Origin of the sequence: Paraurantiacibacter namhicola (assembly GCF_001687545.1) — a bacterium.
In the GTDB taxonomy this organism is placed as follows: domain Bacteria; phylum Pseudomonadota; class Alphaproteobacteria; order Sphingomonadales; family Sphingomonadaceae; genus Paraurantiacibacter; species Paraurantiacibacter namhicola.
This window is the reverse complement of the sequence record NZ_CP016545.1, coordinates 2474891-2487425: the sequence shown is the minus strand read 5'-3', so window position 1 is coordinate 2487425 and position 12535 is coordinate 2474891. Positions and strand designations below refer to the sequence as shown.

Here is a 12535-nt window from a genome sequence, read left to right as displayed (position 1 = left end):
TCCTTGGCCTCGGCTCCGGCCGATCATGACAGGCGGCTCCGTGCTTTCGGGCGCGGGGCCGCCTTGTCGTTCGGCCTGCTGTCACTGGCCGCACTGGCGCAATTGGCCGGGACAGGCGCTGCTATCGCGCTTGGCATCGGCTTCTTCCTCGCCGGTTTCGCGCATGGCGCGGCGGAGCACCAGTCCGGCACGCTGCGCGCCTTTCGCCTGCTCGATGCGGCCGCTTATGTGCTGGCGGGTCTGGCCGTGGCAGCGCTGTTCCTGGCAATGCCGCTGGCGGGACTGACGCTGTTCCTGCTGTTGTCTGCCTGGCACTTCCAGCACTCGGCTGGCGGCGACAGGCTTGCCCGCTGGGCCTACGCGCTCACCGCCGTGGGCGGCAGCGCGCTTTGGCAAGGTGAAGCCACGGCAGAGATTTTCGCGGCCCTGCTGGGCCAGCCGATCCCGCAGCCGTGGATGCTGGTGCTGGCAGTGGCAGGCGGCGCGGGACTGGTGCTGGCTATCGCCGCGCTGGGCAGGCGCCCGCATGGCTGGTCGCTTATCGCCTGCGTCGCCGCCACCGCGCTGCTGCACCCGGTCCTCGCCACGGGCCTCGCCTTCTTCTTGGGCCATGCCTGGCCCATGCAGCACGCGCAGGCCCGCCGTTTTGGCTGGAGCGAAGTCATCCGGGCAGCCGCGCCGACCGCGATCCCTGCCATGCTGGGCGCGCTCGCTATTGCAGCGTTCGTGCTTGTCGGCATTCTGCCGCTGGTGTGGGCCGCCGCGCTCGCCTTCGGCATGGCGACGCCGCACATCCTGACCGAAAGGCTGGAGCGATAACCCGCGCCTAAGCTGGCAGGAAAAATCCCCACACGCCGTTCGACAATTCGTCCGCCGCAAAGCCGTGGCGCACGCCGTCCGCTTCCACGAACCACACGCGCACCATGCGCCGATGCCCATGGATAGGATCGCGCAGTTCGGTGCTGGTCCCGGTCTCGACCCATTTGTACAGCCAGAAATCGACTGGCCAGGTGGGATGATCCTGCCGCTCCGCCACGGCGCCCGCGAATTTCCATCCGCGCTTGCGGTTGAAGCCCTTGGCCCGCAACCGCTTGATCGGGTTGGCCTTCTTCATGATCATGTCGGTCATGTTCGTCGCTCGAAAGGCGGCTTACGCCCGCCCCAGGTCACCCTTGCCGATGGTGCCGCTGGCCATTTCCAGCATCTTGTCGAGGCTATGCTTGGCCTTCAGGCGCAGGCCTTCCTCGATCTCGATGCGCGGTTCCAGGTCGCGCAGGCAGGTGTAGAGCTTCTCCATGGTGTTGAGCGCCATGTAAGGGCAGATGTTGCAGTTGCAGTTGCCGTCCGCACCCGGCGCGCCGAGGAAGGTCTTTTCCGGCAGCGCCTTTTCCATCTGGTGGATGATATGCGGTTCGGTCGCCACGATCAGCGTATCGCCGGTGAAGGTCTTGGCGAATTGCAGGATCGAGCTGGTGGAGCCCACGTGGTCCGCATGGTCGATGATGTGCGGCGGGCATTCCGGGTGCGCGGCGATGGGCGCCTCGGGATGCTCGGCCTTCAGCTTCAGCAGCTCGCGCTCGCTGAAGGCTTCGTGCACGATGCACACGCCTGGCCATAGCAGCATCTCGCGGTCGAACTTGCGGTTGAGATAGCCGCCAAGGTGGCGATCCGGGCCGAAGATGATCGGCTGGTCCTTGGGGATCTGCGAAAGGATCGTCTCCGCGCTGGAGCTGGTGACGATCACGTCGGACAGCGCCTTCACCTCGGTCGAGCAGTTGATGTAGGTCAGCGCGATATGGTCCGGGTGCTTCTCGCGGAAGGCGCGGAACTTGTCAGGCGGGCAGCTGTCTTCCAGGCTGCACCCTGCATCCATGTCCGGCAGCACCACGATCTTTTCGGGGCTGAGGATCTTGGCCGTATCCGCCATGAACTTCACGCCGCAGAAGGCGATCACCTCGGCGTCCGTCTCGGCGGCTTTCTTGCTCAGTTCCAGGCTGTCACCCACGAAATCGGCCAGGTCCTGCAATTCGGGCTTCTGGTAGTAATGCGCCAGGATCACCGCATTGCGCTCCTTGCGCAGGCGGTCGATCTCTTCGCGCAGGTCCGCGCCGGTCGGAAGTTTGGTCTCAACACTCATTCTAGCACGCGTTCCCCATCGAAGCGGACGTTGACTGTGACATCGCCATACCCGGCGACCGAGAGCGGTATAGCCAGGTTCTGGCGGATTGCATCCTTTGCCGCTGCGCGCGCCATGTCCAGCATTTCCGGATTGCGGGCGAAGTTGCTGGCCTTTTTCTCGGCCACGGCGGAATTGTTCTTGATCAGCGCCTCGGCAGCGCCGCCGGTCACGAAATTGCCTTCGGTGAACAGCCGCGCATTCTTCTCGTCGAGATTGGGCACGGTGGTCTTGATGGACGGGAGGACGACGTTGAGCGTCTCGCTATCGGCGTCCCATTGCATCCGGTCGCGCCCGACATTGGACAGGTCGAGGCGGTATTCCACCGTGGCGGGCACGATCATGGCCTGCCGCGCCTTCAGGAAGTTCACGCCCAGCACGCCGCGTTCATTGGTGCTTTCGGCCACCACTTCGAAGCGGCTGGAGAAGACCGTGAGCTGGTTCTGCTTTTCGAAGGCCAGCATGGCGCTTGCCACTGGATCGCCCTCTTCCTGTTCGAAGAAAGCCTTCCACGTAACGAAAGCCAGCGCCGCCAGCAGCAGTATGACGATCAGCCACGGCACGCCCTGCACGCGGGCGAGCGAGCGATCGTCATGCGGTGCGGGATCGGTGCGGAGCGAGCGATCTTCCCGCTCTATCGTATTGTCTGCCATATATCCTCCGAACGCTGCACGCGGCCCTGCCGTTCCAGATCGATCAGGTGCGCCAGCACGCTTTGCGCGGCGGCGGGCCACAGCCGTTCGTCCACGCCCTTGTACATTTCCGGCACCAGCGCGCGGATCGGCCGCGCCTCGGCATCCAGCAGCTTCAGGATCTGCCGCTCGCGCTGGCGCCGGTGTCCGGCCATGCCGCGCACCAGCTGGCGCGGTTTTTCCACCGCCGGGCCGTGGGCCGGGTAATAGACGCGGTCCTCGCGCGCATACAGCTTGTCCAGGCTGGCCATGTAATCGGCCATGTCGCCATCGGGCGGCACGACGACGCTGGTGGACCAGCCCATCACATGATCCCCGGTGAACAGCGCGCCGCTCTCCTCCAACGCGAAGCAGAGGTGGTTCGATGTGTGGCCAGGCGTGGCCACGGCCGTCAGCGTCCAGCCCGGCCCGCTCACCTGCTCGCCATCCGCCAGCACGCGGCCGGGCGCATAATCCCGGTCGAACGGGGCATCGAGGCGCGGCTCCCCGCTGGTGTCGAGCGCAAGTTGGCCGCAGCCGACGATGGGCGCGCCTGTCCGCTCTGCCAGAGGCGCGGCGGCGGGCGAATGGTCGCGGTGGGTGTGGGTGCAGCAGATTGCGGTCACCACGGCCTCGCCGATGGCGCTAAGCAGAGCCTCGATATGCCGCCCGTCGTTCGGCCCAGGGTCGATTACCGCCATGCCTTCCGACCCGCCGACGAGGTATGTCTGCGTGCCGGTATAGGTGAAGGGCGATGGGTTTGGCGCCAGCACGCGCGCGACCAGCGGCTCCAGCTGTTCCACGAGGCCGGTCGGCCAGGGTTGCGGCGGCGCTTGCATGGTGGCCATATGGCGCGACAAGGGAGAGAATGTAAGTGACACCGCCAGCAATCCTCGTCCTGGACGAAGGCACAACCTCCACCCGCGCAATGCTGTTCGCGGCAGACGGCAGCCTGCTGGGCACAGAGCAGCGAGAGCTGACGCAGCATTACCCGCAGCCCGGCTGGGTGGAACACGACGCGGCCGAGATCTGGGAGCGCACGCTCGCCTGCGCGCAGGCCATGGTGGAAACGGCAGGCGGCGCGCAGGCCGTTGCGGCCATCGGCATCACCAACCAGCGCGAGACTGTGGTGGCGTGGGACGCCGGGACGGGGGAGCCGCTCAGCCGCGCCATCGTCTGGCAGGACCGCCGGACGGAACCGTTCTGCAGGCAATTGCGCGATGCAGGGCATGAGGCGCTGGTGCGGGAGAAGACCGGCCTGCTGCTCGATCCCTACTTCAGCGGCACGAAGATGCGCTGGATGCTGGACAATGACGAGGCCGTGCGCGGGGCGGCGGATGCTGGCACCTTGCGCTTCGGCACGGTCGAAAGCTGGCTGGTCTTCAAGCTGACCGCGGGCGCGGCGCACATCACCGATGCCAGCAATGCCAGCCGCACGATGCTTTATTCGCTGGAAACGGGCGATTGGGACGAGGAGCTGCTGGCGCTGCTGGGCGTACCGCGCGCGGCGCTGCCGCAGGTGGTCGATTGCGCGGGACAACTGGCCACGGCCAGCGTGCTGGGATCAGGCATTCCGATCTGCGGCATGGCTGGCGACCAGCAGGCCGCCACCATTGGGCAGGCATGCCTCTCACCGGGCGAGACCAAGGCCACTTACGGCACGGGCGCATTCGTGCTGACGAACAAGGGTGGCGAGGTGCCGATGTCTCGCCACCGCCTGCTAGGCACGGTGCTGTGCCAGCTGGATGGGACGCGGACCTATGCGCTGGAAGGCAGCGTCTTCGTGGCCGGCAGCCTGGTGCAATGGCTGCGCGACAGCCTGGGCCTGATCGCTAGCGCGAAGGAAACCGAGGCCCTTGCGCGCAGCGTGGATGACAGCGGCGGCGTGGTGATTGTGCCTGCGCTGTCGGGCCTCGGCGCGCCGCACTGGCTGGCCGATGCGCGCGCCAGCATCACGGGCCTCAGCTTTGCAACCGGCAAGGCGCAGATCGTGCGCGCCGCGCTGGAGGCAATGGCCCACCAGACGCAGGATTTGCGCACCGCTTTTGCCGCCGATGGCGCGGACTGGGCGCTGCTGAAGGTCGATGGCGGGATGATCGCCAATGACTGGCTGGCGCAGGACATCGCGGACATCACCGGCCTGCAGGTAGAGCGCCCCGGTTTCGTGGAGACGACGGCGCTGGGTGCGGCGATGCTGGCGGCTGTCGGCGCGGGCCTCCACGCCACGCTTGGGGATGCGGCATCGGCCATGATCGGGGACCGGCAGGTGTTCAGCCCGGCCATGGACGATGCGGTCCGGTCCGCTCGGATCGAAAACTGGGATGCCGCGCTGGCGAAGCTTTAACTGCCTGCGTCAGCCCGCCATTGCCAGGCCGACGCGTTCGCGCAGGCGCTGGATTGCGGCGGGGTGCATGGCGAAATGGTCGCGCCATGCCTGGTCCAGCCGGGCGATGCGGGCGTGGAAGCGGCGGGTGCGTTCCACCACGTCGCGCAGATGCGCGGGCAGCAGGGCCAGCTGGGCCGGGTCGCTATCCGGCTGGTGGCGGGGAAGGCGGCCGTGGCGGCGCAGCTGGAACTCGGTGAGTTCGCCGCAGAAATGCGCGCGCTGGTTCAGCAGCCATGACAGGGCGTGCATCATGCGCGTGGTGGTCCGCAGCGCCTCGCAGCTCAGAGCGATGCGCTCCAGGTCCTCGTCCTCATGCAGCGGGGTGCCTGTCCGGCGGCGTTCCTGCGCGGCGTCGCGAAACGTGTCGCGGGCCTCGTCGGCCAGCAGCATCGCCTCTTCGTAAAGCATGTCCACGATCGTGCGGTTGAGGTTTGCTGTCTGGTTCATCGCGTTGATGCGACAGGCGCTACATCAGGGCTTTAACGTATTGAATAGGTGGGCTGCAGCGTTTCCCCTATTTTAACCATGTTGTCCCGATTGGGCACGAAAGACCCCGCCGCGGCCCGCGCGTTTGCGTCAGGCGATGATGTCCGGCGTCAAAAGATCTTCCAGCGCGCTGATGCGGTCGCGCAGCTGCAGCTTGCGCTTCTTCAGGCGCGCAATGCGCAGCTGGTCGGAATTGTCATTGGCGCCCAGCGCCGCGATGGCAGCGTCCAGATCCCGGTGTTCGGTTTTCAGCACTGCCAGCTTCCGGCGGATTTCGTCTTCCGTCATCGCATTTGTCGCTCGATTCCCACGCCCCGGCTCCTGCCTGTTTGCCGAACTACGCCATCCATGATTTGATGACAATTGTGTGGTCATGATGCGACTCGGCGAGTCGCGGATTGCCGCGCCGCCAACTCTACGGGACGCATGTCCCCACAGGCACAGGAGATGACTTCATGGGAATGTCGCACACGCAAGCATTGCAGGAAAAGCACACGAAGCTGGATGCCAGGCTGCATGACGAAATGAGCCGGCCCGTACCGGACAGCGCGACGATCCAGACCCTGAAGAAGCAGAAGCTGATGCTGAAACAGGAAATATCCCAAGGCTGACGAAAGCCCCCTGATTGCAACGCATTCCGCTGCCCGCGCAGGGGCGGCGGATGCGCGGCAACATTTCCAAAAGCATTTCCATGCGATAGGCAGTTCGCATGCCGGATAAAGTACCCCCGACATCGGCCGCCACTGCGGCCCGGTCCATCCTCACGCGCCTGCATGAGGTTATGGCTGCGCGCACCCATGCGCAGGGCAAGCTCAACCAAGTGGTGCAGATCATCGGCGACTCGCTGGATAGCGAGGTGTGCTCAATCTACCTGCTGCGCGAAGGTATGCTGGAGCTCTACGCCACCCGCGGCCTGAACCAGAGCGCGATCCACGTCACGCGGCTTGGCGTGGGCGAGGGACTTACCGGGACCATCGCCGCCAATATCGAGACGCTGAACCTGGATGAGGCGGCAGCTCACCCCGAATTCCAGTACGTGCCCGAAACGGGCGAGGAAAAATTCCACTCTTTCGCAGGTGTGCCGATCGTCCGGCGCGAGCGGGCGATAGGGGTCCTGACCGTCCAGCATGTCGAGCCGCGCAAGTATGAAGAGGTGGAGGTCGAGGCCCTACAGACCGTCGCCATGGTGTTGGCGGAACTGATCCACAATGCCGGGCTGGTGGACGAGGAAGATTCTGCGGGACAAACAGTCAACCACACCGGGCAGGACGTCATGGACGGGCTGCAGCTGGTGAAGGGGCTGGGTCTGGGCAAGGCGGTCTTCCACCAACCGCGCGTGCAGATCGACCAGACCGTTGCGGAGGATACCGAAGCAGAGCGCCAGCGCGTCTACCTCGCCTTCGACAAGATGCGCGAGCAGATCGACCACATGGCGAACCAGGCCGAATTCGGCACGGGCGGCGAGCATGAGGAAGTCCTGCAGACCTACAAGATGTTCGCTTACGACGAGGGCTGGGGCCGCCGCATCAACGAGGCGATCGACAGCGGCCTGACCGCCGAGGCCGCCATCGAGCGCGTGCAGCAGCGCACCCGCATGCGCATGCGCGAGATCGACGATCCGCTGCTGGCGGACCGGATGCACGACTTGGAAGACCTGGCGAACCGCCTGCTGCGCATCGTGTCCGGCCAGCTGGGCACGGCGGCATCGAGCGGACTGCGCGAGGATTCCATCCTTATCGCCAAGAATTTGGGCCCGGCAGAGCTGCTGGAATATGACAAGCGCCGCCTGAAGGGCGTGGTGCTGGAACAGGGCAGCCTGACCGCGCATGTCGTGATCGTGGCGCGGGCCATGGGCGTGCCGGTGATCGGCCGCGTGCGCAATGTGCGCGGACTTGTGCGCGAAGGTGACGAGCTGCTGGTCGATGGCGACAAGGCGCAGCTGACGATCCGCCCCACGCAGGGCGTGCTCGATGCGTTCGAGGCGCGCTTCGCCCGGCGGCGCGAGAAGCAGGCCGCCTACGCCCGCCTGCGCGAGGTGGAGCCCTTCACCCGCGACGGGCAGCGCGTTCAGGTGATGATGAATGCCGGCCTGCGCGACGATGTGCCCATGCTGCCGCTGACCGGCGCGGACGGCATCGGCTTGTTCCGCACCGAATTCCAGTTCCTGATTTCCAGCGTCCTGCCGCAGCGGGAGCGGCAGACCCGGCTGTACAAGGACGTGCTGGATGCCGCCGGGGACAAGCCGGTGATCTTCCGCACCGTGGACATCGGCGGCGACAAGTCGCTGCCTTACATCAACAGCGAAAATGCGCGCGAGGACGAGAACCCGGCCATGGGCTGGCGCGCGCTGCGCCTGGCGCTGGAGCGCGAAGGCCTGATGAAGGTTCAGGCCCGCGCCCTGCTGGACGGGGCGGCGGGCAAGACACTGAACGTCATGTTCCCCATGGTGTCGGAAATCTGGGAATTCGATGCGGCGAAGGCCGTGTTCGAGGAGCAGCTGGCCTTCCTTAAGGATCGCAAGCACAAGCTCCCCCAGGCCATCAATTACGGCGTCATGCTGGAGGTCCCTTCGCTCGCCGAGATGATGGACCTGCTGGTGGACAAGGTGTCCTTCATATCCGTCGGCACGAACGACCTGACGCAGTTCCTGTTTGCCGCCGACCGCTCCAACCCGGTGCTGGCCGAGCGGTACGACTGGCTGAGCCCATCCATCCTGCGCTTCCTTGATAGGATCGCGAAGGGCGTTGTGGGGACGCGTGTGGACCTTGGTGTGTGCGGCGAAATGGGCGGAAGGCGGCTGGAAGCGCTGGCCCTGATCGGGCTGGGCTATCGCCGCCTGTCGATCACGCCTGCGGCCGTGGGCCAGATCAAGGAACTGGTCCGGCAGGTGGACACCAAGGCGATCTCGCAGGCCATGACCGGCTGGCTTTCCTCGCCGCCACCCAGCATGCGCGAGGCATTGACAGCATGGGCTGCCGATAACGGGATCGAGCTGGACTGATCCGGCCACCGGGCCGCAAACCGGTGAAAATCCTTGACTTGCCACGCCTGCGCCCGCTCTTGTGTCCCTGCACGGGACGCGGGGGCGCAGCAGCGCCAAACGGGACATTTATGAGCGACGAGACTTCGGAAGAATTCGCAGGCGATGCACCGGTCGGCGTTGGCGCGCAGCTTGCCGCCGCGCGCGAGGCGAAGGGCCTTTCGGTCGAGCAGGTGGCTGCCCAGACCCGCATTCCGATCCGTCACCTGGAGACCATCGAAGCTGGCCGTTTTTCGGACATGCCGGGCAAGACATACGCCACCGGCTTTGCCCGGACCTATGCAAAACTCGTGGATCTCGACCAGGACGATGTGACCGCCATGGTCCGCGCCGAACTGGACGAGGATGAGCGCGAAGTCTCCGACCGCCGCGCCGCGACCTTCGAGCCCGGCGATCCGAGCCGCGCACCCTCGCGCGGACTGGTGTGGTTTTCGCTCTTCGCCCTAGTGCTGGTTGTCGTGGGCCTGATCTTTGCCGCCCGCGCCTTCTTCACGCCGGCAGGGGAGCTGCCCAGCATACTCGAGCCCGAAGCCGAGCAGACCGCCTCGCCCGAGGCTGCTGCCAGCCCTACGGCAAGCGCGCCGACCTCCGGCCCGGTGGTCTTCACTGCGCAGGGCGATGCCTGGGTCAGCGTCAAGGACGGGAACGGCCAGACGCTGTATGAAAGCCTGATGACGGATGGCGACAGTTTCACCGTGCCGGCCGATGCGGTCGATCCGGTGCTTGTGACCGGGCGGCCCGATATCCTTGCGATCACCATAGGCGGGCAGAGCGTGCCCAAGATCAGCGAGGAGCTGGAAACCGTGGTCGACGTGCCTGTCAGCGCAGCGGCGCTGCTGGCGCGCGGTGACGCTGCGCCTGCCGCAGCGCCCGGTACGGCTCCGACCTCGGCGCCTGCCGCCGGGGCACCAGCCGGGCAATAAGCGGGACAATCGCCCACAGTTTAAGGGCAATCCCTCCTCGACAAGCGAATCCCGCATTGGCACAAATGCCCGTGTGTTCAGCCTGCGTTGTCGCCCGGCGGCGATGGTGCGGGAATTGCTAGACCCTACCGGACGGAGAATTGTTTCATGACGCTTTGGCAAGCATCGCGAATGGCACTGGCGGGCGGCGTTTTCGCGCTCAGCGCCTTTTCCGTAACCCCTGCGGCAGCGCAGGATACTGAGGCGCGGCTGCGCAAGCTGGAAGCCGAAGTGCGCGCCCTGCAACGCGAAGTCTTCCCCAATGGCGATGGCCGCTTCTTCACGCCCGAAGTCATCACGCCGGACGGGCAGGCCCGCGGCCAGGTGCAGCCCGGCACGCCCTCCACCACCGCGTTGACCGATGTCCTGACGCGGCTGGACTCGCTGGAAACGCAGGTCGCCCGGCTGACTTCGCGGGTGGAGCAGCAGGAAAACGCGATGGCTGGTATGGAAACGCGCATCGCTTATCTCGAACGCCAGCTGGCCGCGCAGCAGCCCGGTGCGCTGGTCCCTCCGCAGGGCACGGCCGAGACGCCTGCGCCAAGTGCCAGCACCGCCACCCCCGCGCCCACACCGGCACCGACGCCCGCGCCCGCTGCGGCCGGTCCGTCGCCCGAACGCGTCGCCGCCGTGCAGGCCATCGCCAAACCGCAGAGCGACGATGCGGGCGACGATGAATATTCCTACGGCTTCCGCCTGTGGGACGCAGGCTTCTATCCCGAAGCGCAGCAGCAGCTGGCGCTGTTCATGGAGAAGTATCCCAACCACTGGCGCACGACCTATGGCCGCAACCTGCTGGGCCGCGCCTATCTCGATGACGGGCAGGCCCGCACGGCAGCCACCTTCTTCTTCGAGAATTACCAGGCGGACCCCAATGCGGCCCGCGCGCCGGACAGCCTCCTGTATCTTTCCGAAGCGATGATCGCGCTGGATGATACGACCCGCGCCTGCCTGGCGCTCGCCGAGTTCGGCGACAAATATCCGGCGCTGGCCACCGGCCGCCTGCAGTCCATGTACGAACGGAACACCGGCCGCGTCACCTGTGAGTGACAAGATCGATCCGGAACTGGTCGAGCGGTTCCGGCGCGATTTGGAGCGATTATGGGGCGGTGAAGGGCCAATTGGCCTGGCCGTCAGCGGCGGGCCGGATTCCATGGCCATGCTGATGCTGGCTCATGCCGCCATCCCGGGCCGGTTCGAAGTCGCTACCGTCGATCACGGCCTGAGGCCCGAGGCGCGCGAGGAGTGTGCGCTAGTGCAGCGGGCTTGCGATGAGCGCGGGATCGCCTGCGCAGTGCTGAGCGTCGACGTGGGCAAGGGGAATGTGCAGGCGAGGGCTCGCGAGGCGCGGTACGAGGCGCTTGCCGACTGGGCCGCAGATCGCGGGCTTGAAGCAGTGTCCACCGCGCATCATGCGGATGACCAGGCCGAAACCGTCGTCATGCGCATGAACCGCGGAGCGGGCGTGACCGGCCTCGGCGGTATCGCGGAGCGGCGCCTAATGCGTCCTTCGGCCGATACAATACTACTGCGGCCCGTGCTGGGCTTCACGAGGGCGGAATTGTCACGCGTTCTTGAGGCTGCGGGGGTTGCTGCCTGCGCCGACCCCTCGAATGAAAACACAGACTTTCAACGGGTCCGCGTGCGCCGGGCCTTGGCCGAGGAAGGCTGGCTGGACCCGCAGATGGTGACCCGCTCCGCCTCTCACCTGCGTGACGCGGACAAAGCTGTCTCTTGGGCAAGCGAACAGGTCTGGGAAGATCGGGTCCGCCGGGATGGCGACACGCTTCGATTTGCCGTGCTCGGACCTAAGGCCGTCCGGCTGCGCATCATCGGGTTTGCCATGCGCCATTTCGGCGCCACTCCCGATGGCGGTGATGAAGCACGTTTGCTGGAGCGCCTCGAGCGAGGCGAAAACGCCAATCTCGCCGGCGTGCTCGTAAAGGTCGATGGCGAGGACTGGGTGTTCGGGCGCGAGCCGCTGCGCGGCGCGCGCTAGGCCTGCCTCAATCGTATTTCAGGCTGGACCCGATGCCGGCGCGCTTGCCGTCGGTGATGATCACTACGTCGCCCTTCTTCGCGATATCGAACAGGCGGCTGGCGAATTCGTCGGGCACGGCGACGCAGCCGTGGCTGGCATAGCCGCGCTCCACCGTGGAGCCGCCGTGGATGGCCACGCCGTCCCAGGTCAGTCGCAGCGTCCAGGGCATGGGCGCATTGTCGTATTTCTCCGACACGTTGTGCCGTTCCTTGGTCAGGATCGGGAAAGTGCCAACGGGCGTGGGGTGCTGGGGCGTGCCGAGCAGGGCGGCAGCGGCGCCGATTTCATGGCCGTCGCGGAAGACGGAGATTACGCGGGCCTGGATGTCCACGGTCATCACCAGCTTGCCAGTCTTGGGCGCGCGGCTCTCGTCCCAGTGCCATTCGCCGTACTTGATCGCGCCTTCGATCGGCAGGATCGACTTGATGACGAACGGGTCGGAGCGGGGCGGCACGGCCTGCACGACCGGCTCCGAGATATAGCGCGTCTCGCCATCGGCCTCTGCGCGGCTTGTTTCGGCAGCGGTCTCCGCCGTCTCTCCGGCAAAGTCGCTCTCGAGCACATCAGTGCTCGTCTCGCCGGCCGTCACGCTGGTGTCGGCCGCGCCAAGCACATCCTTGCTATCGAGCCACTGTTCGGGATCCATCTCCCGTGCTTCCAGGGCGTTGCCACCCATCGCCAGCGCCGCGAAAACCGCGATGACGCCAAGGGTGGCCGCCACAATCCATTTGATGCCTGCGTTCATGGGCATGCTTATAAGCGCCGGAACGCCC

Annotated in this window: 14 protein-coding genes; 7 read left to right on the top strand and 7 right to left on the bottom strand. The window is 66.1% G+C overall.

Annotated elements, in window-relative coordinates; genetic code table 11:
* Positions 1-3 precede the first annotated feature (3 nt).
* Positions 4-819 carry a Brp/Blh family beta-carotene 15,15'-dioxygenase gene (locus A6F65_RS12125; protein ID WP_157093140.1) on the top strand — a complete coding sequence of 272 codons (816 nt, stop codon included), beginning with the start codon at positions 4-6 and terminating at the stop codon, positions 817-819.
* Positions 820-826: 7 nt separating this feature from the next.
* Here A6F65_RS12125 and A6F65_RS12120 read toward each other — a convergent pair whose 3' ends face one another.
* The 4 genes from A6F65_RS12120 to A6F65_RS12105 are packed head-to-tail and all read right to left on the bottom strand — an operon-like array spanning position 827 to position 3695.
* Positions 827-1129, bottom strand: a complete 303-nt coding sequence (locus tag A6F65_RS12120; RefSeq protein WP_083989534.1) for a hypothetical protein — start codon at positions 1127-1129, stop codon at positions 827-829.
* Positions 1130-1150: 21 nt separating this feature from the next.
* Entirely contained in the window at positions 1151-2137 is a 987-nt protein-coding gene (nadA, locus tag A6F65_RS12115; RefSeq protein WP_067789303.1) for a quinolinate synthase NadA, read from the bottom strand.
* Positions 2134-2829: a DUF4230 domain-containing protein gene (locus tag A6F65_RS12110; RefSeq protein ID WP_067789302.1), complete on the bottom strand. Its 696-nt coding sequence runs from the start codon at positions 2827-2829 to the stop codon at positions 2134-2136. The genes nadA and A6F65_RS12110 overlap by 4 nt, the downstream gene beginning before the upstream one ends.
* A complete protein-coding gene (locus A6F65_RS12105; protein ID WP_067789300.1) occupies positions 2811-3695 on the bottom strand; it encodes an MBL fold metallo-hydrolase in 885 nt (294 codons plus the stop codon). The genes A6F65_RS12110 and A6F65_RS12105 overlap by 19 nt, the downstream gene beginning before the upstream one ends.
* A 26-nt stretch (positions 3696-3721) precedes the next feature.
* Here A6F65_RS12105 and glpK point away from each other — a divergent pair, with 26 nt between their 5' ends.
* Entirely contained in the window at positions 3722-5191 is a 1470-nt protein-coding gene (glpK, locus tag A6F65_RS12100) for a glycerol kinase GlpK (RefSeq protein WP_083989532.1), read from the top strand.
* Between the two features lie 9 nt (positions 5192-5200).
* Here the strand turns inward: glpK and A6F65_RS12095 are convergent, their stop codons facing one another.
* Together A6F65_RS12095 and A6F65_RS12090 are read right to left on the bottom strand one after the other, a co-directional pair.
* Positions 5201-5680 (bottom strand): DUF1465 family protein, encoded by a 480-nt coding sequence (locus A6F65_RS12095; protein ID WP_067789298.1) that lies wholly within the window; start codon positions 5678-5680, stop codon positions 5201-5203.
* 129 nt (positions 5681-5809) lie between these two features.
* Positions 5810-6007: a YdcH family protein gene (locus A6F65_RS12090; protein WP_067789295.1), complete on the bottom strand. Its 198-nt coding sequence runs from the start codon at positions 6005-6007 to the stop codon at positions 5810-5812.
* A 167-nt stretch (positions 6008-6174) separates the two neighbouring features.
* Between A6F65_RS12090 and A6F65_RS12770 the strand changes: the two genes are divergently transcribed.
* From A6F65_RS12770 to tilS, 5 genes are all read left to right on the top strand, one after another.
* Positions 6175-6330 carry a YdcH family protein gene (locus tag A6F65_RS12770; RefSeq protein ID WP_083989530.1) on the top strand — a complete coding sequence of 52 codons (156 nt, stop codon included), beginning with the start codon at positions 6175-6177 and terminating at the stop codon, positions 6328-6330.
* A gap of 98 nt (positions 6331-6428) precedes the next feature.
* A complete protein-coding gene (ptsP, locus tag A6F65_RS12085; RefSeq protein WP_067789292.1) occupies positions 6429-8720 on the top strand; it encodes a phosphoenolpyruvate--protein phosphotransferase in 2292 nt (763 codons plus the stop codon).
* Positions 8721-8830: 110 nt separating this feature from the next.
* The gene (locus A6F65_RS12080) at positions 8831-9682 is read left to right on the top strand and encodes a helix-turn-helix domain-containing protein (RefSeq protein WP_067789287.1); all 852 of its coding nucleotides are present in this window, start codon (positions 8831-8833) and stop codon (positions 9680-9682) included.
* A gap of 147 nt (positions 9683-9829) precedes the next feature.
* Positions 9830-10771: a tetratricopeptide repeat protein gene (locus A6F65_RS12075; RefSeq protein ID WP_237164825.1), complete on the top strand. Its 942-nt coding sequence runs from the start codon at positions 9830-9832 to the stop codon at positions 10769-10771.
* Positions 10764-11720 carry a tRNA lysidine(34) synthetase TilS gene (tilS, locus tag A6F65_RS12070; protein ID WP_083989528.1) on the top strand — a complete coding sequence of 319 codons (957 nt, stop codon included), beginning with the start codon at positions 10764-10766 and terminating at the stop codon, positions 11718-11720. The genes A6F65_RS12075 and tilS overlap by 8 nt, the downstream gene beginning before the upstream one ends.
* A gap of 7 nt (positions 11721-11727) precedes the next feature.
* Here the strand turns inward: tilS and A6F65_RS12065 are convergent, their stop codons facing one another.
* A complete protein-coding gene (locus A6F65_RS12065; protein WP_067789283.1) occupies positions 11728-12507 on the bottom strand; it encodes a L,D-transpeptidase family protein in 780 nt (259 codons plus the stop codon).
* Between the last annotated feature and the right edge of the window lie 28 nt (positions 12508-12535).

Excerpts from the sequence above, each read along its gene's own strand:
- A6F65_RS12120 (WP_083989534.1), bottom strand. The coding sequence starts at position 1,129 with ATGACCGACATGATCATGAAGAAGGCCAACCCGATCAAGCGGTTGCGG.
- nadA (WP_067789303.1), bottom strand. The coding sequence starts at position 2,137 with ATGAGTGTTGAGACCAAACTTCCGACCGGCGCGGACCTGCGCGAAGAG.
- A6F65_RS12110 (WP_067789302.1), bottom strand. The coding sequence starts at position 2,829 with ATGGCAGACAATACGATAGAGCGGGAAGATCGCTCGCTCCGCACCGAT.
- A6F65_RS12105 (WP_067789300.1), bottom strand. The coding sequence starts at position 3,695 with ATGGCCACCATGCAAGCGCCGCCGCAACCCTGGCCGACCGGCCTCGTG.
- A6F65_RS12095 (WP_067789298.1), bottom strand. The coding sequence starts at position 5,680 with ATGAACCAGACAGCAAACCTCAACCGCACGATCGTGGACATGCTTTAC.
- A6F65_RS12090 (WP_067789295.1), bottom strand. The coding sequence starts at position 6,007 with ATGACGGAAGACGAAATCCGCCGGAAGCTGGCAGTGCTGAAAACCGAA.
- A6F65_RS12770 (WP_083989530.1), top strand. The coding sequence starts at position 6,175 with ATGGGAATGTCGCACACGCAAGCATTGCAGGAAAAGCACACGAAGCTG.
- ptsP (WP_067789292.1), top strand. The coding sequence starts at position 6,429 with ATGCCGGATAAAGTACCCCCGACATCGGCCGCCACTGCGGCCCGGTCC.
- A6F65_RS12080 (WP_067789287.1), top strand. The coding sequence starts at position 8,831 with ATGAGCGACGAGACTTCGGAAGAATTCGCAGGCGATGCACCGGTCGGC.
- A6F65_RS12075 (WP_237164825.1), top strand. The coding sequence starts at position 9,830 with ATGACGCTTTGGCAAGCATCGCGAATGGCACTGGCGGGCGGCGTTTTC.
- A6F65_RS12065 (WP_067789283.1), bottom strand. The coding sequence starts at position 12,507 with ATGAACGCAGGCATCAAATGGATTGTGGCGGCCACCCTTGGCGTCATC.